At 63.8% G+C, this 24,660-nt stretch carries 23 protein-coding genes; 7 read left to right on the top strand and 16 right to left on the bottom strand.

The window, feature by feature from the left end; translation table 11 throughout:
- Nucleotides 1-141: 141 nt before the first annotated feature.
- The 7 genes from ABVQ20_RS23430 to ABVQ20_RS23400 all read right to left on the bottom strand — a co-directional run bounded on the left by ABVQ20_RS23430 (nt 142) and on the right by ABVQ20_RS23400 (nt 7,097).
- On the bottom strand, nt 142-1,023 hold the full coding sequence (locus ABVQ20_RS23430; protein ID WP_354461843.1) for an SMP-30/gluconolactonase/LRE family protein: 882 nt from the start codon (nt 1,021-1,023) through the stop codon (nt 142-144).
- Entirely contained in the window at nt 1,020-1,658 is a 639-nt protein-coding gene (locus tag ABVQ20_RS23425) for a 2-dehydro-3-deoxy-6-phosphogalactonate aldolase (RefSeq protein ID WP_354461842.1), read from the bottom strand. Before ABVQ20_RS23425 ends, ABVQ20_RS23430 begins: the two co-directional genes overlap by 4 nt.
- Nucleotides 1,655-2,599 carry a 2-dehydro-3-deoxygalactonokinase gene (locus ABVQ20_RS23420; protein ID WP_354461841.1) on the bottom strand — a complete coding sequence of 315 codons (945 nt, stop codon included), beginning with the start codon at nt 2,597-2,599 and terminating at the stop codon, nt 1,655-1,657. Before ABVQ20_RS23420 ends, ABVQ20_RS23425 begins: the two co-directional genes overlap by 4 nt.
- Nucleotides 2,596-3,363 carry an SDR family NAD(P)-dependent oxidoreductase gene (locus ABVQ20_RS23415; protein ID WP_354461840.1) on the bottom strand — a complete coding sequence of 256 codons (768 nt, stop codon included), beginning with the start codon at nt 3,361-3,363 and terminating at the stop codon, nt 2,596-2,598. Before ABVQ20_RS23415 ends, ABVQ20_RS23420 begins: the two co-directional genes overlap by 4 nt.
- A gap of 155 nt (nt 3,364-3,518) precedes the next feature.
- The gene (locus ABVQ20_RS23410; protein WP_354461839.1) at nt 3,519-4,868 is read right to left on the bottom strand and encodes a putative bifunctional diguanylate cyclase/phosphodiesterase; all 1,350 of its coding nucleotides are present in this window, start codon (nt 4,866-4,868) and stop codon (nt 3,519-3,521) included.
- 126 nt (nt 4,869-4,994) lie between these two features.
- Nucleotides 4,995-6,788 carry a GtrA family protein gene (locus ABVQ20_RS23405; protein ID WP_354461838.1) on the bottom strand — a complete coding sequence of 598 codons (1,794 nt, stop codon included), beginning with the start codon at nt 6,786-6,788 and terminating at the stop codon, nt 4,995-4,997.
- Nucleotides 6,789-6,905: 117 nt separating this feature from the next.
- On the bottom strand, nt 6,906-7,097 hold the full coding sequence (locus ABVQ20_RS23400; protein WP_354461837.1) for a hypothetical protein: 192 nt from the start codon (nt 7,095-7,097) through the stop codon (nt 6,906-6,908).
- A gap of 259 nt (nt 7,098-7,356) precedes the next feature.
- Between ABVQ20_RS23400 and ABVQ20_RS23395 the strand changes: the two genes are divergently transcribed.
- The gene (locus ABVQ20_RS23395) at nt 7,357-8,490 is read left to right on the top strand and encodes an acyltransferase family protein (RefSeq protein WP_354461836.1); all 1,134 of its coding nucleotides are present in this window, start codon (nt 7,357-7,359) and stop codon (nt 8,488-8,490) included.
- A gap of 63 nt (nt 8,491-8,553) precedes the next feature.
- Here ABVQ20_RS23395 and ABVQ20_RS23390 read toward each other — a convergent pair whose 3' ends face one another.
- Nucleotides 8,554-8,700, bottom strand: a complete 147-nt coding sequence (locus tag ABVQ20_RS23390; RefSeq protein ID WP_354461835.1) for a hypothetical protein — start codon at nt 8,698-8,700, stop codon at nt 8,554-8,556.
- 133 nt (nt 8,701-8,833) lie between these two features.
- Between ABVQ20_RS23390 and ABVQ20_RS23385 the strand changes: the two genes are divergently transcribed.
- The 5 genes from ABVQ20_RS23385 (at nt 8,834) to ABVQ20_RS23365 (ending at nt 14,448) form a co-directional block, all read left to right on the top strand.
- Nucleotides 8,834-9,844: a glycosyltransferase gene (locus ABVQ20_RS23385; RefSeq protein ID WP_354461834.1), complete on the top strand. Its 1,011-nt coding sequence runs from the start codon at nt 8,834-8,836 to the stop codon at nt 9,842-9,844.
- Nucleotides 9,845-9,853: 9 nt separating this feature from the next.
- Entirely contained in the window at nt 9,854-10,228 is a 375-nt protein-coding gene (locus tag ABVQ20_RS23380; protein WP_354461833.1) for a GtrA family protein, read from the top strand.
- A gap of 115 nt (nt 10,229-10,343) precedes the next feature.
- Nucleotides 10,344-11,285 carry a glutathione synthase gene (gshB, locus tag ABVQ20_RS23375; RefSeq protein ID WP_354461832.1) on the top strand — a complete coding sequence of 314 codons (942 nt, stop codon included), beginning with the start codon at nt 10,344-10,346 and terminating at the stop codon, nt 11,283-11,285.
- A 331-nt stretch (nt 11,286-11,616) separates the two neighbouring features.
- Nucleotides 11,617-12,618 (top strand): radical SAM protein, encoded by a 1,002-nt coding sequence (locus ABVQ20_RS23370; protein WP_354461831.1) that lies wholly within the window; start codon nt 11,617-11,619, stop codon nt 12,616-12,618.
- Between the two features lie 297 nt (nt 12,619-12,915).
- On the top strand, nt 12,916-14,448 hold the full coding sequence (locus ABVQ20_RS23365; RefSeq protein WP_354461830.1) for a YifB family Mg chelatase-like AAA ATPase: 1,533 nt from the start codon (nt 12,916-12,918) through the stop codon (nt 14,446-14,448).
- A 243-nt stretch (nt 14,449-14,691) separates the two neighbouring features.
- Here ABVQ20_RS23365 and ABVQ20_RS23360 read toward each other — a convergent pair whose 3' ends face one another.
- The 5 genes from ABVQ20_RS23360 to ABVQ20_RS23340 all read right to left on the bottom strand — a co-directional run bounded on the left by ABVQ20_RS23360 (nt 14,692) and on the right by ABVQ20_RS23340 (nt 20,753).
- Nucleotides 14,692-16,866, bottom strand: a complete 2,175-nt coding sequence (locus ABVQ20_RS23360) for a malate synthase G (protein WP_354461829.1) — start codon at nt 16,864-16,866, stop codon at nt 14,692-14,694.
- Nucleotides 16,867-17,133: 267 nt separating this feature from the next.
- Nucleotides 17,134-19,191, bottom strand: coding sequence for a hydantoinase/oxoprolinase N-terminal domain-containing protein (locus tag ABVQ20_RS23355; RefSeq protein WP_354461828.1), 2,058 nt, complete (start codon nt 19,189-19,191; stop codon nt 17,134-17,136).
- Nucleotides 19,192-19,274: 83 nt separating this feature from the next.
- Nucleotides 19,275-19,577 (bottom strand): cupredoxin domain-containing protein, encoded by a 303-nt coding sequence (locus ABVQ20_RS23350; protein WP_354461827.1) that lies wholly within the window; start codon nt 19,575-19,577, stop codon nt 19,275-19,277.
- A gap of 57 nt (nt 19,578-19,634) precedes the next feature.
- On the bottom strand, nt 19,635-20,261 hold the full coding sequence (locus ABVQ20_RS23345) for a CDGSH iron-sulfur domain-containing protein (protein WP_354461826.1): 627 nt from the start codon (nt 20,259-20,261) through the stop codon (nt 19,635-19,637).
- A gap of 120 nt (nt 20,262-20,381) precedes the next feature.
- Nucleotides 20,382-20,753 (bottom strand): hypothetical protein, encoded by a 372-nt coding sequence (locus ABVQ20_RS23340; RefSeq protein ID WP_354461825.1) that lies wholly within the window; start codon nt 20,751-20,753, stop codon nt 20,382-20,384.
- Between the two features lie 256 nt (nt 20,754-21,009).
- On the opposite strand from ABVQ20_RS23340, the gene ABVQ20_RS23335 reads away from it, so the two are divergent.
- Nucleotides 21,010-21,483 carry a hypothetical protein gene (locus tag ABVQ20_RS23335; RefSeq protein ID WP_354461824.1) on the top strand — a complete coding sequence of 158 codons (474 nt, stop codon included), beginning with the start codon at nt 21,010-21,012 and terminating at the stop codon, nt 21,481-21,483.
- Between the two features lie 163 nt (nt 21,484-21,646).
- Here ABVQ20_RS23335 and ABVQ20_RS23330 read toward each other — a convergent pair whose 3' ends face one another.
- From ABVQ20_RS23330 to ABVQ20_RS23320, 3 genes are read right to left on the bottom strand one after another with little or no spacing between them, the layout of a single operon-like run.
- Complete coding sequence (locus ABVQ20_RS23330) at nt 21,647-22,003, bottom strand: hypothetical protein (protein WP_435528427.1); 357 nt, start codon at nt 22,001-22,003, stop codon at nt 21,647-21,649.
- Nucleotides 22,004-22,053: 50 nt separating this feature from the next.
- Nucleotides 22,054-23,544 (bottom strand): pyridoxal phosphate-dependent decarboxylase family protein, encoded by a 1,491-nt coding sequence (locus ABVQ20_RS23325; RefSeq protein WP_354461822.1) that lies wholly within the window; start codon nt 23,542-23,544, stop codon nt 22,054-22,056.
- A gap of 13 nt (nt 23,545-23,557) precedes the next feature.
- On the bottom strand, nt 23,558-24,646 hold the full coding sequence (locus ABVQ20_RS23320; RefSeq protein WP_354461821.1) for a PLP-dependent cysteine synthase family protein: 1,089 nt from the start codon (nt 24,644-24,646) through the stop codon (nt 23,558-23,560).
- Between the last annotated feature and the right edge of the window lie 14 nt (nt 24,647-24,660).

Here is a 24,660-nt window from a genome sequence, read left to right as displayed (position 1 = left end):
TCGGACGATTCCTGGCGGTGCTTTGGTCTACCATCGCATGGCGCTTGCAATCGGCTTTCGCGAAACCGACGCATGCCGGACGCATGCGTGACAGTGGCGGACTGCGTCAACGCGGCGCATATCAGGCCGCGCTTGGCAAACTCAGGCGATCAGCACGCGCGGTTCAAAGCGGCCGTTGACGGGAATGTCGAGCAGGAAGGTCATGCCGGCCTGCGGATCGAGCTTGCGCTGTTTTTCGTCCTTGCCCTTCCAGGCCGATGTCACTGTCAGCCGATCGCCCTTGCGCCCGACGAATGCGGGGCAGGAAGGCTGCGTCACCGGCATCGCGATTTCGCGCTGCAGCGTGCCATCGGGCGAATAGGCCTTCACCGCCTTGCCACCCCAGACGGCGTTCCACAGCACGCCGTCGCGGTCCACGACCGAGCCGTCGACATGGCCCTTCGACGAGCGATGGTCGACGAACACTTTTGGCTCACCTGTGGGCAGGCCGGTTGCCGGATCGCAGGTGACGCGCATCAGGAGGCCGGTCGCGGTGTCGGTGTAGTAGGCGATCGTGCCATCCTCGGAAAAGCAGATCGAATTCGACACGGTGATGTCGGAAAACAGCCGGCGCAGCTCGCCCTTGAAGAACCAGTAGATCGCGCCGGCGCCCTTCTCCTCGTCCTTGCCCATCGTGCCGGTCCAGAACGCGCCGCAGGGGTGGACGCGGGAATCGTTGGAGCGGGTGAGCGGATTATCGGCCTCGATCGCCGTGTGCAGCGTCAGCTTGCCGGTAGTCACGTCGCGCACATGCAGGCCGGTTTCTGTGGCGATAAGCTGTCTGTTATCGTCTATGATGGCGACGGCGCTGGCCATCTGGCCGAGCTCATGGATTTTTACAGCACCGCCGGAAAGGCCCTTCTCCAGCATATGGCCGTTGACGATGTCGAACCAGAAAAGCGCGTCGGTGCCGGGATCATAGCTCGGCCCCTCGCCCAACTGGCAGACATGGTCGGAAAAGACGGAAACGATCTCGCTCATCATGCCTCTCCGAAGGCTGCGTCCCAGGCCGCCACAGCGGCATGCGCGCGCGCGGCCACCTCATCGACGCTCATGCCCGGCTTGAACAGGCTGGAGCCGAGGCCAAACATGGTGACTCCCGCCGCCTTGTAGCCGGCAAAGTCTTTTTCCGAAACGCCGCCAACCGCGCCCACCAGCGTCGATGGCGGCAGCACCGCGCGCATGGCGGAAATGCCGGCCGCGCCGATCACGCTTGCCGGAAAGAATTTCAGCGCCGAGGCGCCCAGCCGGATGGCCTGGAACGCCTCGGTAGGTGTCAGCACGCCGGGCATTGTCACCAAGCCATGATGCATCGCCCGCGCCATCACCTCGGCGTCGATATTGGGGCTGACCAGAAGCCGCCCACCGGCCTTGTGCAGGCCATCGACATCCGCAGCCGTCAAAACGGTGCCGGCGCCGACCAGGGCGGTTTTCGGAAGCACGTCCACGATCCGGGCGATCGACGAAAAGGGCTCGGGTGAGTTGAGCGGCACTTCGATCGCCTCGATGCCGGCGTCGAAGATTGCCTGGCCCATGGCTATGGCTTCGGCCGCTTTAAGGCCACGCAGGATGGCGACCAGCCCGCGCTTGAGCTTCGGAAAGCTTGCTGTCTGCGTCATCGGGCAACTCCGGTTCTGGCGATCATGCCATTCTCTCGTGCCGCTTCGATAAGGCCGGCGCGCACGGCTTCGTCCGCGTCGACGGTCCTGACCGCAAGCCCGGCAAGGCCAAGCGCTTCCCCGTAAAGCGACGCCAGCGCGCCGGAAGCGATCAGCACGACGGATGCGGATGCATCTCCATAGCGGCGTCTCGCCGAGGCGATCTCGCCGCCGATCAGCAGGCCGGACAGGCAAGCGGCCGCATCGTCGGCCTTGAGGTCCTGAAGCAGGCCGGCGGCGCGGATCGAGAACAGTTTTGAGGTGACGTCGCCGCCTTCGCTCAACGCCGTCTCGCACCAGCGTCGGAAGAATGGGTTTTCGGCCGTGACCGGCTCTGGATGCTCGCCCAGCGAGTGACGCAGGATCGAATGGCCAGCCAGCACCGAAAACAGTTCGCCGGTCGGCCAGGTGCAGAAGCCGGCGACGCCGCCATCCTCGATCACAACCCATTTGGAATGAGTGCCCGGCATGCAGACGACATGGCGACCCTTTGCCGGCAAACCAGCGCCCGCGAGCTGCGTTTCCTCGCCACGCATGACGTCCGGTGCGTCGGCCAGGCGCTGGGCGAGACCAGGCACGATGCGGATGTCGCGTTCCTGGCCGGGAACCCGCGCAGCACCCGCGAGAATGGCACTGAGCGGCGACGGCACGGTTACATAGGGCGCCTCCAGCCAGCCTTGGCGAGAGCCGGCCATGCCGCAGATGATGACGGGCAGTTGCGCCGTCGCGCCCATGGCCGCCAGATGGCCTTCGAGAATGGTCGAAAACCCCTTTTGCTGCGCGGTGATCAACCCGTCGTCGCCACGGCGCTCGGCAAGGACCTTTCCCGTTTCGTCGATCAGCCAGGCCCTGAGACGGGTCGTGCCCCAGTCAACGACTGCAACGGCCGCTGCCTCGCTCACAGGAAGCCCCCGTCGACGATCAGCATCTGCGCGGTCAGCATGCGCGAAGCATCCGACGCCAGGAACAATGCCGTCCCGACCATGTCATCGGGACGCATCACTTCCTTGATGCATTGTTTGGCGACATGGGCGGCGAGAGCCTGCTCGGTCACCCAGAGATCTCTTTGTCGCTCGGTGATGACCCAGCCGGGGGCGACCGCGTTGACGCGGATGCCGTCGCTTCCAAGCTTTCCGGCCAGACCCTTGGTCAGGCCGACGATCGCCGCCTTGGCGGCGGTATAGGAGGGCATGTCCGGATGGTTGATCAGATAGGATGTCGAGGTGAAATTGATGATCGAACCGCCGCCTGCCCGCTTCATGCCCGGCGCCACCGCCTGCGCGGTGAAGAAGTGCGGCCGCAGATTGATCGCCTGGTTGTTGTCCCAGAATTCCACCGTGACGTCTTCCACGGCATGCCGATCGTCGACTGCGGCGTTGTTGATCAGCACGGTGACGTCGCCATGCGCTTCGGCCGCGCTGGCCGCGGAGGCGCGCAAGGCTTCGATGTCGCGCAGGTCGGTCTTGAGATAGAGGGGCCGCCGTCGGAGCTCTTTCTCGATGCGGTCGGCAAGCACCTGGCTGGGGCCGTCGGCGATGTCGATGAAGGCGACATTGGCGCCCTGGCGCACAAAGCTCTCGGTCAAGGCCGCGCCAATGCCCGAACCGCCGCCGGTGATCAGCACCGAAGCGCCTTCGAGGTCGGCAAAATGCGCCGATGGCATCATGATCTGTTTCTCCAAGCCGGACCGGCGCGCATCCTAGCCAGACACGTCCGGCGGGCAAGGGCGAAAAGCAGATTCGTTTTGCTTATGTCTGACAAAAAGACATCGCGGCTCAGCGCGAGCTCAATGTGCTTCCGGACAGATCGCGGATCGGTGGCTCAGATCGCCTTGGCGTGCAGGGCGCCGCGGAACGAATCGCGCAGGTAGCCGAGCGTCGCGTCGGCGTCGACCGGCCTGCCGAACAGGTAACCCTGCCCGCCGGCGCAGCCGAACTGGACGAGCCGGTCGGCCTGCGCCTCCTGCTCGATGCCTTCGGCGACGACGTCCATGCCAAGCCCCTCGCACATGGCAAGGATCGCCCGGATGATGTGTTCCGACGGACGGTCGTCGAGAATGGAGGAGACGAAGGCGCGGTCGATCTTGAGCTTGTCGAAATGGAATTCGCGCAAACGGCCAAGCGAGGACTGCCCAGTACCGAAATCGTCGAGCGACACGCGGATGCCGACGCGGCGCAGATCCTCGACGATCTTCTCGGCCGAGGCCGGATCGTTCATCAGGCCGGTCTCGGTGATCTCGATTTCCAGCCGGCGCGGGTCGAAGCCGGTGCGGTCGAGGATCGCCAGTATGTGCAGGCCGGTGTTCTGGTCGACGAGCTGCGACGGCGACAGGTTGAAGGACAGGAACAGGTCCTTGGGCCAGCTCCTGGCTGCCTCAGTGGCCTTGCGCAGCACCAGCTGCGACAGTGGGCCGATGATGCCGCGCTCCTCGGCGATGGGAATGAACACCGTCGGCGGCACCGAGCCGAGGTCGCGGTCGGTCCAGCGCGCCAGCGTCTCGAAACCGACGGTGCGGCGCGTGTTCAGGTCGACGATGGGCTGGAAATGTGGCTCTACCTCGCCGGCCGAGACGGCGCGGCGCAAGGCCTGTTCGATGCGGGTGACGCGCTTGGCCGCCTCTTCCATTTCGCGGGTGTAGACGACCACCCGACCGCGTCCCGAACGCTTGGCGTGGTAAAGCGCCGTCTCGGCCTTGTTGACGAGGATTTCGGTCGTCTCGTCGCCCGAATAGAACAGCGAGCAGCCGACCGAGGCCGAGAGCCTTGCCGTGCGTTCGCCGACATCATAGGGCGCCGACAGGATCTCGATCAGCATGCGGGATTTCTCGGCCGCAGCTTCCTCGCTGAACACCATCGGATAGAGAAAGGCGAACTCGTCGGCACCGATGCGGCAGACCGTGGAGTAGCCGTCCATCGAGGCGCGCAGCCGCATCGCCACCTGGATCAGGATGTCGTCGCCGGCCTTGTGCCCGAACAGGTCGTTGATCGGCTTGAAGCCGTCCAGGTCGAGAATGCCGACGGTGAAAGGCGCCGGGTCGTCGGCCCGATCGCTGATCAGACGGTCGACCTTGTCGAAGAATCGACGATGATTGCCAAGCCCGGTCAACGGATCAGTGAACGCCAGATCCGTTGTCTCCCTGTTTGCCTGACCGGTGCCAAACGACGTTTGCATCGGTGTCCCTGTTTTAGAACTCGGAATTTATTTCCAGACTGGCAGCAAACCCTTTAGGAAACGTATCCCGAAGTCGAGTTTTCTCAGGGCAATGTAGATTGGCCCGAACAGCTGAAAAATACTTGCTCAACTGCCTGGCCGCACGCGATAGAGTTCGAGCTGGCTACCCTGCGTTTGCGCGATCGGTTCGAGCCATTCCGGCACGTTGCCGCCCGCAAGCCCGGCAAGAAAGCCCTCCGGTGCCTTGGAGGCGAGAAGCCTGGTTTCCGGGTTGCCGCGGCACACCGCGACGAGGCCGACGCGGTGATCCCTGGCGATCGTCCTGGCGGCCGCGGTCGATCCCATGAAGGCGTCGAGCGCCAGGAGATTTCCCGCGATGTTGCGATGATAGGGCCCGGCGAAAACACGGTTTTGCGTGTAGGCCAGGATGGGCGATCCAAGATTGGAAATCGCCAGCACCGTGGTTTGTGGCTGCTGGCCTAGCATGGTGAAGGTGGCCTTGCTCTCGCAGGTCGCGTCAACGTCGCCATGGTCGGCCACCGGCTTGTCGGCTTCGAACGCAAGCGAGGCGGCGGCTGCGGCGCCCGTCCAGACGGCATTCACCGACACCAGCCAGACAGCGGCCATCTTCAAGGCCACGCCGCGCGAGGAACTGGTTTCCGCCCGCTGGCGCCATTTCGCGATCCAGGCGGAAAGCGGGATGACCGCGAAGGCGATCGAGAATGTCGACGCCCGCACCTCCCAGGTGCTGACGATGAAGGCGACGACGAGCAGCGCGCCGACAATGCTGTCCTGCCTGCGCCAGCCGCCACCGCGCAGCCGCAGCGCCATCAGGATGATCGCCAGCAGCGGCGTTGCATAACGCGCCGCCACCCGCGCCGGATTCTCGAATATGAGTTTGTACAGCGACTGCGCCTCGTCGATGTGGTCGAGCCACAGCGTCTTGATGCGTGGGTCGAGATTTGCGTAGGGCATGGCCAGGCATTGCGGAAACAGCACCACGACGACCGCGCCCAGCGCCAGGGCAAGCAAGCCGAGCGACATCACCCGCCGCTGGAGCGTGCGGTTCATGGCATCGATCGTGGCAATGGCCGCCAGGCCGGCGCCGCCGATCGCGGCGGCCGCGAACTGCACGACCGAGAATGTGTCGCATTGCGCCTGGCTCCATGCGGACACCGGCACGGTGGTGGCGAAGACGACGGCGCAAACGCCGGCAAAGCCAATGCCGAAATCGTGGGCGATCAGCCGCTCCCCCGTTCCGCCGGTGAGGAAGAGCATGGCGACGAGGACGCCGAGGGCGCCGGCATAAGGCGCGCTCTCCATGCCGATGGCCATGGTCAGCGCCGCGCAAATCCCGGAAGGCATGGCCGCCCATCTGCGGGTCGGTGCGTCGAGCAGCAAGCTGAGGCTCGCAAGCGTCAGCATCAGCTGGATATTGTGGTGGTCGAGAGAGCCCGGCGAAAAGATCCCCAGATAATAGAGCGCCGCGCCACCGACGACGATGGCGGGCACGACGGCGCGCTCTCCGGCGAAATTGCGCGCCGCGCGAATGATGAAGAACACCGAAAGCCAGAATTGCAGGGCCGGCCAGGCCACTTGCACGATCCTCTCGGCCAGGGCCATGTTGCCGGTCAGTGCGGAGGTGCCCAGAATGGCAAGGGCAAGCGGCGCGTCGAGCAGCCGCGACCAGTGCATGATGAAGCCGCCTTCCGGGCCCATCCTGTACTGGTGCATGTCGAACCAGCCCTGGCCGGCCAGCAGGTCGCGCACCTGGACCAGCTGCAGCAGGCTGTCATTGTCGCCATGGGCGTTGGCCAATTGCGGGAAACCCGCATAGGCGCTGACGGCAACGGCCACCAGAGCGGCGAGCAGCGCCAGCACGAGATCGAACTTCCAGGCGCCGTCCTTGGCTGTGCCCATTTCATGACCTTTGGAGGAATGTCGACCGGTCCTAGCCTAGCCTTGTCGGCTTCAATAAATAGTAAAGCCGCCTTGGCGAGGCTGGCTTTCAGTCCTGAACCGGATGAACGTCAGCGGTTACTTGACTGCGTTCACCCGTCCAACAAAGAGGGCCAGCGGTACAACCGCAGCTTCACGGTCGTTCTCGCCGACGGAGTTTCCCGTCGAATAGTGCTGAACGACAACGATCCAGCGGACTTCGTCGTTGAGGTTCTTATCGGCGGCAGTAGGGCAATCTCGGTAGTGACTGTGGAACGCCTCCTGGTTCATCCGTTTTCGACGATCCCGCCGCAGCTCGGTAACATCAGCACTCCACACGCGGCCCTGCCCGGAACGAGGACCCCGGGTCTACCGCACATGGGGCAGAAGTTTGCGGGACGCACACATCGGCGATGCCCAAGTTTAGAGGAGTATGTGCCGGAGCCCCGACTTTCTGCGTTTAATGAATTGAAAATAATTCTGACGCAGAGATTGGTCGTGCAAGGTCTGTGGAACGATTGCGCAAAACGCGGGATCCGTGGTCTGAATCATGAAATCCTCGACTGGAGAACATTACCCGGCGCTTGATCATATTCGCGGCCTGGCGATTTTTCTGGTCTTCACCTGGCATTTTCTCCACCAGTCCCCTGAGGGGCCTGTACCTTATGGCTTCGTACCGGCTTTTCCCGTGTTCAGCCTTCTGGATGAAGGGCATACCGGCGTTTCATTGTTCATGGCGCTTTCCGGCTACCTGTTTGCCAAGCTCCTTGATGGAAAGCAGATCCGGTATCTGCCCTTTTTTGCCAACAGGGCGCTAAGACTGCTTCCGCTGCTTTTGGCCGTGATATGTATCGAGGCTTGCCGGAGATACATGGCTGGACAACCCTTGGGCGAATATTTCACGGGGGTCGGTGAGGGGCTTGTTCTTCCCATCCTTCCGAATGGCGGCTGGTCCATAACCGTAGAAGCCCACTTCTATATACTGCTTCCGTTCCTGCTGATGGCATCCAGGCGGTTCGTGTTCGCTCCCCTGCTGTTCATTGCGGCAGCCATCTTGCTGCGGGTCGCGCTGTACGAGCAAATCGGCCAGGCGCAGTCTGTAGCCGCCTGGACCATCATTGGACATGGAGACCAGTTCTTGGCCGGCATCTTCGCCTTCCAGGTTCGCGCCTATGCGAAGGACCGGCACTGGCTGGCGATGGCTGTTCTGGCGGCATTTTCGGGGTTCTTCTGGTGGTTCGATGCCGCCGGCGGATTTTATCAACTGGTGCGTTATCCGTCGCCGCACTGGATATGGATCATCTTGCCGACCATCGAGGCGGCAGCGTATTCGTTTGGGATCGCATACTACGATACGAGTTTTTCGCAGAAGCGAGCGAGCCTTCCGCTCAAGATCATGGAGAAGGCCGGGTCTTATAGTTATTCAATCTATCTGCTGCACCTGTTTTTCGTCATGCAGTTGGCTGAGTTCATCAACACCAGAATTATGAGCATAAGCAATTTCTACGTGGCGTGCCTCTGGTCCGGCCTGTGCTTCCTGGCGACCATCCCGATCGGCTACCTCAGCTACACATGCGTCGAAGCGCCGTTCCTTCAACTGCGTGTACGATATGTGGGCAATCGGCAGGCAACTGCTGATCCCGTCACGGTCGGCTTCGGTACGGCCGTTGCCGCACCCAAGTAGCGTCCTCAGAGCGGCTGAGAGGCGCCTGAGAACCGCCTTCGAATGGGAATCGCACCAAGTCTGTCAGCTTCCTTGCAGCTTGAACCAACCTCGATGTTCAAACGACGGTACGGGTTCTTCGTCACGAGACGCTGGCGGCAAGGCTGCCGGCGCGGCAAGCGGCGCCAGCACGAGATCGAACTTCCAGGTGGAAGCGCGGTCCTTGGCCACTCATTCTCATGACCTTTGGAGGAATGTAGACCGGTCCTAACCTGGCCTTAACGGCTTCAATAAATAGTAAAGCCGCCTGAACGGGCTGGCTCTCAGCGCCACCATATCGTCAGGCAAGGCGCCGGAGATGAAAATGCCGCAAGAAGTTCGTTGTGAACCTTCCATCGCCGTGCTCTTGCCCTGCTACAATGAGGAGCTGACGATCGCCGAGGTGGTCAGGCGGTTTCGTGAAACGCTGCCTTCGGCGCAGATCTATGTCTACGACAACAATTCCAAGGATCTGACCGCGCTGCGGGCTCGCGCCGCAGGCGCCATAGTCGTGCGCGAGGCGCGCCAGGGCAAGGGCAATGTGGTGCGCCGCATGTTCGCCGATATCGATGCCGACATCTATCTGATGGCGGATGGCGACGGCACCTACGCCCCCGAGGACGCGCCGCAACTGATCAACACGCTGCTGACCGAACGCTCCGACATGGTGGTCGGCACCAGGCGCGGCGTCACCGACGATGCCGGCAGGACCGGCCATGCCTTCGGCAACCGTATCTTCAACAGCCTCTACAAGCGGCTGTTCGGCACCGATTTCACCGACATCTTCTCCGGCTATCGCGTTTTCACAAGGCGTTTCGTAAAGAGCTTCCCCGCCGTGTCCGGCGGCTTCGAGATCGAGACCGAGATGTCGGTCCATGCCTCGCAGCTCAAACTGCCGGTCAGCGAGATCGCGCTCGACTATGGCCGCCGTCCGGAAGGGTCGTCCTCGAAACTGTCGACCTATCGTGACGGCGCCAAGATCCTGTGGATGTTCGCCATGCTGGTGAAGGAGACGCAGCCGCTGCGCTTCTTCGGCGCCTTTTCGGTATTCTTCCTCGGAGCCAGCCTGTTCCTGATGGCGCCGGTGCTGATCGAATTCGTCGAGACCGGCCTTGTTCCGCGCATGCCGACCTGGGTGCTGTCCGTCGCGTTGCTGCTGCTCTCCATGCTGGCGGCGGTGACCGGGCTGATCCTCGATTCCGTGTCGCGCGGCCGGGCCGAGCAGAAGCGTATCTTCTATCTGTCGATGCCGTCGGGCCGTGTCGAGCGCCGCGAGCGCGCGGGCGAGCCTGAAACGCTCAAGACCCCGCACGGCAAGACGCCCCGCGCGGCCTGACGATTGATCATGAAACGCATCGTTCGTTTCATTTTCGCCGGCGGCATCGGCTTCGTCGCCGATGCGGTGGCACTGTGGTTGCTGCTGGACGTTACGCCATACGGGCCTTTCCTCGCCCGCATCCTGTCGATCGGCTTCGCCTTGTGCGTCACCTGGTCGATCAACCGGCATCTGACCTTCCAGCCATCGAGCCGCGGCATCGCACGGGAAGGCGCGCGCTATGGCGGCGTCGGCATCGCCACCAGCATCGTCAACTATCTCGTCTATTCGGCCATCCTGCTCGCACTCCCGGCGGCTCCGCCGCTGGCCGCGCTCGCGGTCGCGTCGCTGGCTGCCATGACACTGTCATTCCTCGGCTATTCGCGGCTGGTATTCGACCGCTAAGGGCCTCTTCCGCCGAGTCTTGCCATCAGCCCCAAGCCGCATCCGGCGCTGGCCCGATTGGCAGAACGCCGCGGGTTCCTTATATCGCTTGCGTCGACTGCCTCGGAGATCTGACATGAAGCTGAAAATTGCCGTCCAGATGGACCATATCTCCACAGTGTCGATTGCGGGGGATACGTCCTTCGCGCTGTCGCTGGAAGCACAGCGGCGCGGCCACCAGCTGTTCCACTACACGCCCGACCGGCTGTCACTACGCGACGGCAAGGTGTTTGCCCGCATCGAGGAAATGACCGTCCGCGACGAGAAGGGCAGCCACTACTCGCTGGGCGAGAAGGTGCGCACCGACCTGTCGGAGATGGACGTCGTCCTGCTCAGGCAGGACCCGCCCTTCGACATGAACTACATCACCACCACGCACATCCTCGAGCGTATCCACCCGAAGACGCTGGTCGTCAATGATCCGGCCTGGGTGCGCAACAGCCCGGAAAAGATCTTCGTCACCGAATTTTCCGACCTGATGCCGGACACGCTGATCACCAAGGACCCGCTGGAAGTCGCCGCCTTCCGCAAGGAGTTCGGCGACATCATCATCAAGCCGCTCTACGGCAATGGCGGCGCCGGCATCTTCCATCTGCTGGAGGCCGACCGCAACTTGGCCTCGCTGCTCGAAATGTTCGGCCAGATGTTCCGCGAGCCCTATATCGTCCAGCGCTACCTCAAGGACGTGCGCAAGGGCGACAAGCGCATCATCCTGATTGACGGCGAACCGGTCGGCGCCATCAACCGGGTGCCGGCCGAGCATGATTCACGCTCCAACATGCATGTCGGCGGCCGCGCCGAAAAGACCGAACTGACCGCGCGCGAGCGCGAGATCTGCGCCCGCATCGGTCCGTCGCTGAAGCAGCGCGGTTTCATCCTGGTCGGCATCGACGTCATCGGCGACTACATGACCGAGATCAACGTGACGTCGCCGACCGGCGTGCGCGAAGTCCGCCGTTTCGGCGGCGCCGACATCGCCAGCCTGTTCTGGGACGCCGTCGAGGCGAAGCGGACATAAGCCGTTTTCATTTTGTCTTAGCCATGTTCCGCTTTTGCAACCGGGCTTGATCTGACTGCAACTTTAGCGATTGCATGTTCGGGTGATGTTCTTGATTTGATCAAGCAATTGATTGTGCTCAAGAGGTCGGTATCGCTAGATTCCAACTGCATCCCCAACCGATCGATTTAGGCAGCGCCGAAACCGGTCGGCGACAGCTCCGGAGCCTGCATGGACTCCCACCACTTGACCGGGTACCGTAAGTTAACCGTTCGAGGCTCTTCTGTTTTTACCGGAAGCGACGGGGCGGAGCTTCGTGAAGCAGGGCACGACTATGGCGGATGGAAGTGCGATGGCCTCGGCACATCTTGCCGCAAGCAGCGCTCCTGGAAACGCTTCGCGCTTCTATGATGTCGAAGCTGATTGGACCCTCCTTCGGGGATGCAATTTTCGCTGCACCTATTGCTTCTCGCCGCCAGAAGTCCTTGCCACCAAGATAGGTGCCCACGCCAGGCCGGAGAAGTGGCAGGAGGCATTCGATGCCACCGGCCTGACCTGGCTCCTCCACATCACGGGAGGGGAGCCGACCGCCTATCCCGAATTCAGTCGCCTATGCCAGTTGCTGACGCAACGCCATCACCTCTCGGTCAACACCAACCTATCCCTCGACACGGTCCTGTCACTCATCGGTGCGGTTGATCCGCAGCGTATCCGTTTCATCCACGCCGCCTTCCATCCCAACGAACGGGAGAGGAAGAATGGCATTGCCGCCTTTGTGCGGCGCGCTGTGACGCTTCGCGACGCCGGCTTCACCATGCTGATCACCATGGTGGCGACGCCCGAGGTGCTCGCCAACTTCGACGAGATGGCCGGCCCCATCCGCGATGCCGGACTTGCCGTGACGCCCAAGATCCTGCGCGAAAATTTCCAAGGCAAACGCTATCCGGATGCCTATAGCGAGGTGGACAAGGCGCGATTCAGGACGGCGCTCCTCGGCGGCCAGACCGCCTACCAGAATGTTCTCGACGGCATGGGCGAGGCGCCGACCATCAACTTCTTCAGCGACGAGGACTATCTCGGCGGCGTGCCCTCCTTCAAGGGACGCACATGCGATGCGGGCTACAAGTTTGTGGCCATCACGCCCGAGGGCGATGTTTCCCTGTGTGGGGGACCGCAACTCGGCAACATGCTCGATGGCTCGCTGCGCCTGCGGGACAAGAGTTCGGTCTGCAATACGACCTATTGCGTCTATTTCTGCGCGAAGTATGCGCAGCCTGCCGTGGAGACGCCCGAGGGAGCCTTGCTGGGTTGGGGGCGTCGTCTCCTGTCGAGGACAAACACCCTCTTCAGATAGAAGGCTGTGAAACCTTGAGAGTGAAATGGCTGCGGCAGCCAGAGTCGCCCGCATGCTCTCAGTGGCTTCTGTCGCCTGACCACGGCGATGGTTCTCTAGTGTCATCGAGCCCTGAACTTGATTGTGCGCTGGAAGACCCCGATCAAAGACCGAGCATGGGCGACAAATGATCTTGTGTGGTCAAATGTTCCTGTAATGTTCTTGCTCAAAATGAAAATCTATGGTTGTCTAGGCTGACCTCGCTCGCGGCCTGATCGCAGCCGCGAGCGAGCCGGTCTCTTGGGGGCTTGAGAAGAAATGGTGGCGCGGGTTCGCACGGTGGCTTTCCAGGGCATCGAGGCCGTACCGGTCGATGTCCAGGTGATGATCGCACCCGGCAAGGTCAACATGCATATCGTCGGCCTGGCCGACAAGGCGGTGGCCGAGAGCCGCGAACGGGTGCAGGCAGCACTTCATGCCTCCGGCCTGTCGATGCCGTCGAAGAAAGTCACCGTCAATCTGGCGCCCGCCGACCTGCCCAAGGAGGGCAGCCACTATGATTTGCCGATCGCGCTTGGCCTGATGGCGGCACTTGGCGCCATTCCGGGCGACATGCTGGCCGGTTATGTGGTGCTCGGCGAACTGTCGCTCGACGGCACCATCGCCGCCGTCGCCGGCGCGCTGCCGGCGGCGATCGGCGCCAATGCCGAGGGCAAGGGCCTGATCTGTCCGTTCGCTTGTGGGCCGGAGGCGGCTTGGGCGGGGCGGGAATTCGATATTCTGGCGCCGCGCAGCCTGATCGCCATCGCCAACCATTTCCGTGGCACGCAGGTGTTGTCGCGGCCGGAGGCCGGCGTCCACGCCTCGGCGCGCGACCTGCCCGACCTCTGCGACATCAAGGGCCAGGAGACCGCCAAGCGGGCGCTGGAAGTGGCGGCGGCTGGGGGGCACAATCTGCTGATGGTGGGCCCACCCGGTTCCGGAAAATCCATGCTGGCGCAGCGGCTGCCGTCGATCCTGCCGCCGCTGGCGCCGAAGGAACTTCTGGAAGTCTCGATGATCGCATCGGTGGCGGGCGAGCTCGGCGAAGGCAAGCTGACCGACCGGCGGCCATTCCGCGCCCCGCACCATTCGGCCTCGATGGCGGCCATGGTCGGCGGCGGCATACGTGCCCGGCCCGGAGAAGTCTCGCTCGCCCATCACGGCGTGCTGTTCCTCGACGAATTCCCCGAATTCACGCCGCAGACGCTGGATGCGCTCCGCCAGCCGTTGGAGACCGGCGATTGCATGATCGCGCGCGCCAACCACCGCGTCACCTATCCGGCGCGCATCCAACTGGTCGCGGCGATGAATCCGTGCCGCTGCGGCATGGCTGGCGAGCCCGGCTATCGCTGCCTGCGCGGCGAGCGCTGCCGCACCGACTATCAGGCGCGCATTTCCGGCCCTCTGCTCGACCGCATCGATCTGCGTATCGAGGTGCCGGCGGTTTCGGCCAGCGATCTGATCCGGCCGGACCGGGCCGAGAAAAGCGAGGCCGTGGCGCTGCGCGTGGCGCGCGCCCGCACCATCCAGCGCGAGCGTTTCGAACGCCTCGGCGTCACCCGCGCCACCACCAATGCGCACTGTTCGCCTTCCATCATCGAGTCGATCGCGACGCCGGACGCCGCCGGCCTGACGCTGCTGAAGGACGCCAGCGAAAAGCTCGGCTTCTCCGCCCGAGCCTATCATCGCGTGCTGAAAGTCGCGCGGACGCTGGCCGACCTCGACGCCAGCGAAACGGTGGGCCGCATCCATCTGGCCGAGGCGATTTCCTACCGGATGATGTCTGAGCGGGTGGCGCAGGCGGCGTGACGTTTCCCTCCCCCTTGAGGGGAGGGTGGCCGCGAAGCGGACGGGAGGGGTCGCAACGGCAGTGCGCCAACTCCAATTTCGACGATGTGCCTTGGTAGGGCGTTCATCGATACGTCCGAAACCTGCTCGGTTTCAAACTTCGGCAAGGCCGAGAGTCTCTTCGACGACCCCTCCCGTCCGCTTCGCGGCCACCCTCCCTCAAGGGGGAGGGGGACGTCAGCGCTAGGGATCTACCGTTGGCGCCTAGCCCACCCGCTCTTTCGCCTTCAGCTCCAGCCGCCGTGCGTGCAGCACCGGCTCCGTATAGCCATTGGGCTGCTCGCGGCCCTTGAAGACGAGATCGCAGGCGGCAAGGAAGGCGATTGAATTGTCGAAATCCGGTGCCATCGGCCGATACAGCGGATCGCCGACATTCTGCCGGTCGACGATCGCCGCCATGCGCCGTAGGGAGTCCATCACCTGGATGCGCGAGCAGACATCGTGGCGCAGCCAGTTGGCGATGTGCTGCGAGGAGATGCGCAGCGTGGCACGATCCTCCATCAGCCCGACGTCGTTGATATCTGGCACTTTCGAGCAGCCGACGCCCTGGTCGATCCAGCGCACGACATAACCAAGAATGCCCTGTGCGTTGTTGTCGAGCTCCTTCTGGATGTCGGCGTCGCTCCAGTTCGGGCGTACCGCGACCGGCACCGACAGGATGTCGTCGAGCTTTGCCTTGGGCCGGCTCCTCAGCGCCGCCTGCACGGCCTGCACATCGACCTTGTGGTAGTGCGTGGCGTGCAGTGTGGCCGCCGTCGGCGACGGCACCCAGGCGGTGTTGGCGCCGGCCTTCGGATGGGCGATCTTTTCGACCAGCATCGCCGCCATCAGGTCGGGCATCGCCCACATGCCCTTGCCGATCTGGGCATGGCCGGCCAGTCCGCATTCGAGGCCAGTGTCGACATTCCAGGCTTCGTAGGCGGAAATCCAGGCCGCCTGCTTCATGTCGCCCTTGCGGATCATCGGGCCGGCTTCCATCGAGGTGTGGATCTCGTCGCCGGTGCGGTCGAGGAAGCCGGTGTTGATGAAGGCGACGCGGTCTTTTGCCGCGCGGATCGCCTCCTTGAGGTTGACGGTGGTGCGCCGCTCCTCGTCCATGATGCCCATCTTGATGGTATTGTCGGCCATCCCGAGCAGCGCCTCGACACGGCCAAAGATCTCGGCGGCGAAGGCGACTTCCTCCGGCCCGTGCATCTTGGGCTTCACCACATACATCGAACCGGCGCGGGAATTGGCGCGACGTCCCTTCGGGCCGACATCGTGCAGCGCTATCAACGCCGTGATGGCCGCATCCATGATGCCTTCCGGCACCTCGTTGCCGTCGCGGTCTGATATCGCCGGGTTGGTCATCAGGTGGCCGACATTGCGCACCAGCATCAGCGAGCGGCCGGGCACGGTCAGCGTGCCGCCATTGGGCGCGGTGTATGAGCGATCGGGATTGAGCTTGCGGGTAAAGGTCTTGCCGCCCTTGGTGATCTCTTCCGCCAGGTCGCCCTTCATCAGGCCCAGCCAGTTGCGGTAGACGACGACCTTGTCCTCGGCATCGACAGCCGCCACCGAATCCTCGCAGTCCTGGATGGTGGTCAGCGCAGATTCCAGGATGACATCGGCAATCCCGGCCGGATCGGTCTTGCCGATCTGGTTGTTGCGGTCGATGACGATCTCCGTATGCAGGCCGTTCTTCACCAGGAGGACGGCATCGGGATTGGCCGGATCGCCGCGATAGCCGGCGAATTGCCTGGGGTCGGCAAGCGTCGTCGAGCCGGCGCCGGCGCTCAGCCGCAGCGCGCCGTTCGCCACCGAAAGCCCGTTCACTCCGGCCCATTTGCCGGAGGTGAGCGGTACCGACTCGTCGAGAAAGTTCTTGGACCAGGCAACCACCTTGGCGCCGCGCGCGGGGTTGAAGCTCCTGCCCCTTTCCGCGCCAACCGTTTCCGGAATGGCGTCGGTGCCGTAGAGCGCATCATAGAGCGAACCCCAGCGCGCATTGGCGGCGTTCAGCGCATAGCGCGCATTCATCACCGGCACCACCAGCTGCGGCCCGGCAACGACGGATATCTCCGGGTCGACATTGTCCGTCGTCACGCTGAAGGCCGGGCCTTCGGGAACGAGATAGCCGATCTCCTTGAGGAAGGCCTTGTATCCATCCATGTCGACGGGCGCGCCATGGGCGCGATACCAGCCGTCGAGTTTCTCCTGCATGGCGTCGCGCTTGGCAAGCAACGCCCGGTTCTTCGGCGCGAGGTCGTGGACGATGGCCGAAAAGCCGTTCCAGAATGCGTCGGCCACGATCCCGGTGCCCGGCAGCGCCTCGCGCTCCACGAAATCATGCAGCTCGCGGGCAATCCGCAATCCGGCGATCTCGATGCGGTCGGTCATCAGCGTGTCTCCAGACGAAAGCTTTTGCGGGCCTTTGGCATGTCGGGGTTCGAGGGTCAATTCGGCTTAAGGTGAAGGGGCCATTTAGGCAAGGTTGGCAACGCCGCCGATCTCCCCCCTCGAGGGGGAGATGGCCGCGGAGCGGCCAGAGGGGGTCGGTTCGACTGGGCTCAGCCTCCTCGACAGAATAAAGTTGGCGCTCCATGCGCGGCGACCCCCTCTGTCGCCTTCGGCCTAATCTCCCCCTCGAGGGGGGAGATTAGGCTCTCAAACCGCGATCCTTGGCCGCCCGGACGCCACCGCCACCACATGCGCCTCGATGAACATGCGCTGGCCTTCGACGGTCGAAACCCGGAATTCGGTCATGACTTCGATTTCGGCGCTGTCGGTGCCGGCATCCCTGGCGCGTCCGGCGGCAATGGCGCGGACATCGCTTTCGGCTGACGCGATCGCCGCTGCCTCATCGAGAAAGTCACGCACGGTCTCACCCGAGGCGACACGAAACAGGCCCTCCTTGGGCTGGCTGACCCGTGCCTCCGCCGAAACCCGCACCTGGCCGACGACCGCGCCAAGCGCGTTGGCGACGTCGGTATCCTCGGGCACCACGCAGTCATTGCCGATCAATGGCGGCAGGCCGGCATAGTGCAATGGCGCGGAGGCGCCGAGGCCGATGACCGGCCGGTCCAGCGCGACGCTGAGGCGCGCGATGCCTGGATGCGCGTCGACCGCGCGCTGCACCAGCGCATGCGCCACGGTCGATGCGCCATCGAGCCCATCCTCGGCAAAGGCGGTTTCGAGGATGTATTCGGCCGACCAGCGCGTCAGCGTCACCAGCACCCGCTCCGAGATCGCTTCCGGCGAGGCGGCAATCGCTTGCCCCCGGCCGTCGCGCCTGCGGGCGAACAGTTCGGCGCCGAGGCGCGCCGTGGCCGCATCCCAATTCGCCTGCTTGCCCAGCACATGGGCGGCGTCGGACGGCGTGAAGCCGGCGACATGCACCAGCCCGCGCGACACCAGCCGGTTCAGGGTCGCGTTCTGCGCATTCGAAGTCAGAAGCTTGTCGACGGCAATTGGCGTGGCACCGATCACCTCATAGAGCCGCGCCTCGGCCCCGGTCAGCCCGGCGGCAAGCCGGTCAGGCACACCTGTCCTGACGGCGAACCGGCCGTCCATGCGGCCTGGATTGGGCGAACGCAGCTGGCGCTCGAGTTCCAGGGTCACGGCTTCTGTGTGCATCATGCCGGCCAGGGCCAGCGGCACCAGGCGGCGAGGCCCGAGCAGGATTTTCGGATTGAGCGCGCCGTCTTCGAGCGTCACTTCGGAATCGCCGCCGAGGCCGAAGGTGCGCATCGCCACTGCCTCGACCATGGTGCGGAAGCCACCGACCGTGGCGCCTTCGGGATCAAGCCGCGGCCGGCCCTTGTCCAGCACCGCGACGTCGGTGGTGGTGCCGCCGATGTCGGAGACCATGGCATTGTCGAGGCCGGTCATGTGGTGGGCACCGACCAGACTGGCGGCCGGGCCGGACAGGATGGTCTCGATCGGTCGCTGACGGGCGAAGGCGGCCGAGACGAGCGCGCCGTCGCCGCGCACCACCATCAGGGGGGCGGCGATCTTGCGGGCTTCGAGGAAACCTTCGGTTGCCGCCACCAGCCGGTCGATCATCGAGATCAGCCTTGCATTGAGCAGCGTCGTCAGCGCCCGGCGCGGGCCGCCGAGCTTGGCGGAGAGTTCGTGGCTGGCGGTGACCGGCAGGCCGGTCTTCTCGCGGATCAGGTCGCGGGCGGTGATCTCATGCGCCGGATTGCGGGTGGCGAAATAGGCGCAGACGGCGAAGCCGGACACCGATTTTTCCAGCTCGGGCAGCGCTGCCTCCAACGCCGAGAGGTCCAGCTTCGCGGCATTGCCATGCACATCATGACCGCCAGGGCAGAACACCACCGGGTCAGTGCCCAATGCCGTCTTCAGCCCGTCGCGCGCGAGGTCGGCCTCCGAAAAGCCGATCATGATCAGCGCCACCCGGCCGCCCTGGCCCTCGACCAGCGCGTTGGTGGCAAGCGTCGTCGACATCGACACCAGTTTTATCGCCGCCGGGTCGGTGCCGGCCTTCGCCAGCACCGCGTCGACCGCGCCTGAAATGCCGACGGCAAGATCGTGCCGCGTCGTCAGCGACTTGGCCTTGGCCAGCACCTTGCCCTTGTTGGGTCCTTGTTGGGGGCCCTCCGTTTCGGACCACAACACGGCGTCGGTATAGGTGCCGCCGGTGTCGATCCCGAGGAACAGGGGCGACCTGGCGAAGGACTGAGGCTTGGTCTTGGTGGTCATTGAGGCGGCGATCCGGAGAAGCGAGGATGTTTGCTCCCCGCCCTTAGCCGATCGGCCGCCGAAAGGAAAACCGGCCAGCCGTGCTATTTCGCCGTGACAGTGCCCTTCATAGTGCTGTGGATCGCGCAATGGAATGGGTGGGCGCCCGCAGCTGATATCTTGACCTTGGCGCTCTTGCCGGTGGCGAGGTGACCGGTGTCGAAGGAGCCGTCAAGCGCGGTGGCGGTGTGCGTCATCGGGTCGGCATTGGTGAAAGTGATGGTATCGCCAACGGCGACCGAGATTTTCGCCGGGTTGAATTTCATGCCCTTGATCTGGACCGCATGGTTGGCGGCATAGGCAGGCATGGCAAAGGCAAGCAGAGCAAGAACGAGCATGGTGCGCATGATGGATTCCTCCCGAGCGCGAACCCTCATCCTACACTAACGCTGGTGGGTGGTCTTTCATCCCACAAAGCCAACCTTTTTATGGGTACCATCGCAGTAAGGCTTGTTGGCCGAATGGCCGCATCGGCACAGGAACGCAACCGTCGCCCGCTCGACCGTATGGCCGGTGCCGGTGACGATCTCCAGATTGCCCTCTAGCTTGAGCGGGCCATTCGTGGTCGGCTTCACAATGAGTGGCCCGTCCCGCGCTTCGAGTGCCGGCGTGTCCTTGAGCGCCGGCTCCCCGGTGGCGGCAAACCCCGCCTTGCTGTGGCTGCCGTCACAGAACGGCTTGTTTTCGGAGGCGCCGCAGCGGCAGAGCGTGGCACGGAACAGCGTCTTCTCGCCCAGCACGATCTCGGCGTGGACAGCCAGCGGGCCATTCTCCCGGATACGCACGGTGTTCACCGCCGGCGGCTTCTCCTGCGGCCCGCCATCCTTGCGGACATAGGTGATGGCGCCCGAAGGGCAGTTTTCGGCGAGGGCCACGATCTTCTCGACGCTGGCCGCTTCAGGGTGGATCCACTCGCCGGGCGCATTGGGCACGAAGACATGCGGATCGCCAAGCACGCAATTGCGCGAATGAATGCAGCGTTTTCCTGAAAACCCGACGTCGATCTTTTCGCTTTCGACGATGCCAGCCATTGCTGTGCTCCTGTTGCCTGGAGCACGCTCGCGTCCGATAGGACAGACGCGGCGCGCTCTGGGTATTTGCTTGGTGCAAGCTATGGCTACGCTGGGAAAAGCGTCAAGCTGGCAAACCGGTCAGGGGACCAGATTGATTTCCTCGGTCTCGCCGCCGGTGCAGGTGTAGCAGCAATCCTCGCATTTTTCCTTGTTGCCGGGTCCGACGCCCCAATAGGTTCCCTCGTCACCGTCGACCCAGGCGCCGTAGCAGATCGATTCGCCCTGGTTGCAGGATATCGGCAGCTGCTTGGTCTCGCCGTCATCGAGGTAGTAGTCCTTGCCGTCACCCGGCCAGACATAGTCGCGGTCCTGGCTGTAAAGCTCGACGCGCATGGCGTTGGGATGGCTGTTCTTGATGGCAAAGGTGATGTCGGCGGCCTGTGCCGCCGGTGCGAGCAACACGGCAAGAGAGAGCGCGGCCAGCGTGCGGCGCGCATAAGCGTAAAACATGGTAACCCCCTGGAAAGAAACGGCCCGTCCGACCGCATGGATACCCATGCCATGCCGCGCTGGTGCACGGAAGGGGGGGCCGCGACCGGATCCTGATTTTTCGGGATGGCGTCCCGACCGCTGGGGTGCTGGCCGCACGGAACCGTCCTCCGCCGAAAAACACAAGCGGTGGCTGCTCCTGACGCTGCCCTGTCAGGAGGCCTCTGCTATGAAGGCGATGCATTCATGGTCGATGCTGTCGAGGGGGGACGTGATTATGAGCGGGTTTGACGATTTCGATTTCCTGGTCGGCGAATGGTCGATCACCAACGAGTTCCTGCGCGGGCGGCTGGTTGGCTCGACGGATTGGGAAACCTTCCCCGCCACCTCGCGCGTCGAAAAGGTGATGCCGATCCCCGGCGGCGGCTTCGGCGGCAATCTCGACCAGATGTTCATCCCAGTGCGCGATTTCACCGGCATGACGCTGCGCCTCCACAATCCCGAAACCGGCCTGTGGTCCATCTACTGGTCGGACACCAAGAGTTTCCGGCTGTTTCCGCCGACCGTCGGCCGCTTTGTCGATGGACGCGGCGAGTTCTTCGGCGACGATGTCGAGGGTGGGCAGAACGTGCGCGTGCGCTTCCTGTGGACGGCGGGTGCCAGCCCGCGCTGGGAGCAGTCGTTCTCGACCGACGATGGGCAGAGCTGGGAGCTCAACTGGGTGATGAAGTTCGAGCGAGTGGCGGGATAGAAGCCTTCCCTTCTCCCCCCTGTGGGAGAAGGTGGATCGGCGCGCTAGCGCCGAGACGATTGAGGGGTGCTGGACGGAATGAGGCGTTAGCGTCTTCTGGAACACCCCTCATCCGACCTCGCTTCGCTCGGCCACCTTCTCCCACAAGGGAAGAAGGCAAGCACTACTCCACCAGATCGATCGTCTCCGTCGAATGCTCGACGCAGGTGAAGCAGCAAGTGTCACAGGGCTGGTCGTTGTCCGGACCGACGCCGGCGGAGATGCTGTCATTGCCGTTTACCCAGGCGCCATAGCAGATGCGCTCACCTGCATTGCAGGAGATCGGGATCGATTTCCGCGAGCTCGGATCGATGAGGAAAACCTTGTCGTTGCCCGGCCAGACAGTCTCGCGGTCATGGCTGAACAGTTCGACCGCGACAGCCTCCGTGCGCTTGTTCTTCACGAAGAAGGCCATGTCCGCCGCATGGGCGGTCGTGGTGAGAACAAGGGCGGCGAGCGCGGCAATGCGAAACAGCGTCACCATGAGCACCTCCCCGAATCATTGCAGCAGATTCGCACGGCCGCCCGTAACTAGGAAGATGCAGCGCCCGGCTTCCCCATCTCCCGCACCAGCCTCACCACCTCCCGCACCAGCAGGTCCAGGTCCTCGCGCCGGGTGCGGTGGTTGGTGATGGCGACCCGCAGGCAGTGCTCGCCGCGCACCGTCGTGTCCGAAAGCGCGGCTATGCCCTGTTCCTGCAATCGCAGCATGATCTCGGTGTTGAACGCCTTCAGCGTCGCGCCCGTCATATCGCCGGGCCGACAGCGGAAGCAGACGATGTTGATGGTCGGCGGCACAACCAGTTCCAGCAGCGGCTCGTCCACGATCAATTCAGCGAGATAGCCGGCCTGCGCGATGTTCTGGTCGATCAGCCGGCCGAACTTCTCGATCCCATGCTCCTTCAGTGCCATCCAGACCTTGAGTGCCCGAAAACCGCGCGTGGTCTGCATGCCGTAGTCGTGCAGCCACTGGCCGGAGGCGAGGCCGCGCGGAGCCGATTCCAGATATTCCGGCGTGACGGCGAAGGTGTTGCGATGCGCCAAGGCGTCCCTGACCAGGGCGCAGCCCGCTTCGAACGGCGCGTGCAGCCATTTGTGCGGGTCAAGGGCGATCGAATCCGCCCATTTGATACCGGCGACGCGATGGGCATTCTGTGGCGCAATCGCGATCAAGGCCCCGATGCAGCCGTCGACATGGAACCAGAGGTCTTCCTCATGCGCCAGCTTGGCAAGCACCTGCAGACTGTCGATCGCCCCGGTGTTCACCGTGCCGGCGTTGCCGATGACGCAGGCCGGCTTGAAACCCGCCTTGCGGTCCTCGGCGATCGCCGCCCGCAAGGCACCAATGTCGATGCGCAGGCTGGCGTCGGTCGGAATACGGCGCAGCGCCTGGTTGCCAAGACCAAGCGCCTCCATGGCCTTGCGGTGGCAGGAGTGGATCTGATCCGAACCATAGAAGCGCAGGGGCTTCTCGATGGCGGCAACGCCGTGCTCGCGAACGTTGATGCCCGCCTTGGTGTTGCGCGCAACGGTCAGCCCGATGATGTTGGCCATAGAGCCACCGCTGACCAGCGTGCCGCTGGCCGAAGCCGGAAAACCCAGCATCTCCTTGCACCAGTTCACCACCTGGCCGTCCACCAGCGCGGCGGCATGGTTGCCGCCGCCGAGGTTGGAGCCCTGGATCGCCGCCAGGAAATCGCCGAGCGCGCCGGCAAGATTGCTCGATCCCATGTACCAGGACCAGAAGCGCGGGTGGATGTTGCCCATCGGATAGGGCATCACCTTCTCAGCGACTTCGCCATAGACGTCAGCCAGCGACGCGGGCGATCGGGGCAGGGGTGCGGTGAAGAACGCTTTCACGTCGCCTGGCATCTCCTGCCACACCGGACGATCCCTGACATCGCGCAGGTAGGCGACGGCATCGTCGACGATGCGATGCGACAGTGTCTGCACATCGGCCCAGTCCGATGGGTCAAGCGTTTCCTCGGCCACCATGCCAAGTGTTTCGTGTGCGCCGTCCATGACATGGCTCTCGTCAAGCCGCCGGAAACTGGCAGCCGGGCGTCGAACGCGAGAGGGCGATCTCGTCGGCGTCCATTTCGGCTTCGATACCGTCGAACAGCGGCGTGGTCATGTAGCGTTCGCCGGTGTCGGGCAGCATGCACAGGATCACCGATCCCGCCGGCGCTTTCTCGGCGACCTGGAGCGCCACTGCAAAGGTCGAGCCGCCGGAAATGCCGGTGAATATGCCTTCCTTCTGCGCCAGCGCCTTGGCCCATTTGATGCCTTCGGGCCCGGCAATCGGCATCACCTCGTCGTAAAGGCTGGCATCGATCGCCTCCTGCAGGACATTCGGGATGAAGTCCGGCGTCCAGCCCTGGATCGGGTGCGGCTCGAAGGCGGGATGGCTGGCGGCCGGCGCGCCATCGGCGCCGCGCTCCTGCGGCTTGCCGCTGCCGATGAGCTGGGCATTGGCCGGTTCCGAAAGCACGATGCGGGTATCCGGCCGCTCGCGGCGCAACACACGCGCAACGCCGACGACTGTACCGCCGGTGCCATAGCCGGTGACGAAGCAGTCGAGCCGTGAGCCGGCGAAATCATTGATGATCTCGCGCGCCGTCGTCGCCTCGTGGATGGCCGCATTGGCCTTCGTCTCGAACTGACGCGCGAGGAACCAGCCGTTGGCCTCGGCCAATTCCACCGCCTTCTTGTACATGCCGAAACCTTTCTGGGCGCGTGGTGTCAGCACCACCTTGGCGCCCAGCATGCGCATCAGCTTGCGGCGTTCGATGGAAAAGCTGTCGGCCATGGTCACCACCAGCGGATAGCCTTTTTGCGCGCAGACCATGGCCAGCCCGATGCCGGTGTTGCCGCTGGTCGCCTCGACGATGGTCTGCCCCGGCTTCAGCGCGCCGCTACGCTCGCCTTCCTCGATGATGTTGAGCGCCAGCCGGTCCTTCACCGAAGCCGCCGGATTGAAGAACTCGGCCTTCACATAGATGGTCGCGTGGGCAGGTCCCAGATTGTTGATGCGGATTACCGGCGTGTCGCCGACCGTGTCGAGAATGCTGTCGAACAGGCGCCCGCGCCCGGCCGTGGTTCTGATTTTCTGCTGATGCAACATGGAAGAACTCCTCG

It is taken from the genome of Mesorhizobium shangrilense (assembly GCF_040537815.1).
Classification (GTDB): domain Bacteria; phylum Pseudomonadota; class Alphaproteobacteria; order Rhizobiales; family Rhizobiaceae; genus Mesorhizobium; species Mesorhizobium shangrilense.
The sequence above is the reverse complement of the archived record's forward strand: the minus strand, read 5'-3'. Positions and strand labels throughout refer to the sequence as shown.

What these genes read in the sequence shown, in the direction of transcription:
- ABVQ20_RS23350 (WP_354461827.1), bottom strand. Translation starts at nt 19,577, where the DNA reads ATGCGCACCATGCTCGTTCTTGCTCTGCTTGCCTTTGCCATGCCTGCC.
- ABVQ20_RS23415 (WP_354461840.1), bottom strand. Translation starts at nt 3,363, where the DNA reads ATGATGCCATCGGCGCATTTTGCCGACCTCGAAGGCGCTTCGGTGCTG.
- ABVQ20_RS23410 (WP_354461839.1), bottom strand. Translation starts at nt 4,868, where the DNA reads ATGCAAACGTCGTTTGGCACCGGTCAGGCAAACAGGGAGACAACGGAT.
- ABVQ20_RS23360 (WP_354461829.1), bottom strand. Translation starts at nt 16,866, where the DNA reads ATGACCGACCGCATCGAGATCGCCGGATTGCGGATTGCCCGCGAGCTG.
- ABVQ20_RS23355 (WP_354461828.1), bottom strand. Translation starts at nt 19,191, where the DNA reads ATGACCACCAAGACCAAGCCTCAGTCCTTCGCCAGGTCGCCCCTGTTC.
- ABVQ20_RS23370 (WP_354461831.1), top strand. Translation starts at nt 11,617, where the DNA reads ATGGCCTCGGCACATCTTGCCGCAAGCAGCGCTCCTGGAAACGCTTCG.
- ABVQ20_RS23320 (WP_354461821.1), bottom strand. Translation starts at nt 24,646, where the DNA reads ATGTTGCATCAGCAGAAAATCAGAACCACGGCCGGGCGCGGGCGCCTG.
- ABVQ20_RS23395 (WP_354461836.1), top strand. Translation starts at nt 7,357, where the DNA reads ATGAAATCCTCGACTGGAGAACATTACCCGGCGCTTGATCATATTCGC.
- ABVQ20_RS23335 (WP_354461824.1), top strand. Translation starts at nt 21,010, where the DNA reads ATGAGCGGGTTTGACGATTTCGATTTCCTGGTCGGCGAATGGTCGATC.
- ABVQ20_RS23400 (WP_354461837.1), bottom strand. Translation starts at nt 7,097, where the DNA reads ATGAACCAGGAGGCGTTCCACAGTCACTACCGAGATTGCCCTACTGCC.
- ABVQ20_RS23340 (WP_354461825.1), bottom strand. Translation starts at nt 20,753, where the DNA reads ATGTTTTACGCTTATGCGCGCCGCACGCTGGCCGCGCTCTCTCTTGCC.
- gshB (WP_354461832.1), top strand. Translation starts at nt 10,344, where the DNA reads ATGAAGCTGAAAATTGCCGTCCAGATGGACCATATCTCCACAGTGTCG.
- ABVQ20_RS23365 (WP_354461830.1), top strand. Translation starts at nt 12,916, where the DNA reads ATGGTGGCGCGGGTTCGCACGGTGGCTTTCCAGGGCATCGAGGCCGTA.
- ABVQ20_RS23430 (WP_354461843.1), bottom strand. Translation starts at nt 1,023, where the DNA reads ATGATGAGCGAGATCGTTTCCGTCTTTTCCGACCATGTCTGCCAGTTG.
- ABVQ20_RS23345 (WP_354461826.1), bottom strand. Translation starts at nt 20,261, where the DNA reads ATGGCTGGCATCGTCGAAAGCGAAAAGATCGACGTCGGGTTTTCAGGA.
- ABVQ20_RS23405 (WP_354461838.1), bottom strand. Translation starts at nt 6,788, where the DNA reads ATGGGCACAGCCAAGGACGGCGCCTGGAAGTTCGATCTCGTGCTGGCG.
- ABVQ20_RS23385 (WP_354461834.1), top strand. Translation starts at nt 8,834, where the DNA reads ATGCCGCAAGAAGTTCGTTGTGAACCTTCCATCGCCGTGCTCTTGCCC.
- ABVQ20_RS23425 (WP_354461842.1), bottom strand. Translation starts at nt 1,658, where the DNA reads ATGACGCAGACAGCAAGCTTTCCGAAGCTCAAGCGCGGGCTGGTCGCC.
- ABVQ20_RS23325 (WP_354461822.1), bottom strand. Translation starts at nt 23,544, where the DNA reads ATGGACGGCGCACACGAAACACTTGGCATGGTGGCCGAGGAAACGCTT.
- ABVQ20_RS23380 (WP_354461833.1), top strand. Translation starts at nt 9,854, where the DNA reads ATGAAACGCATCGTTCGTTTCATTTTCGCCGGCGGCATCGGCTTCGTC.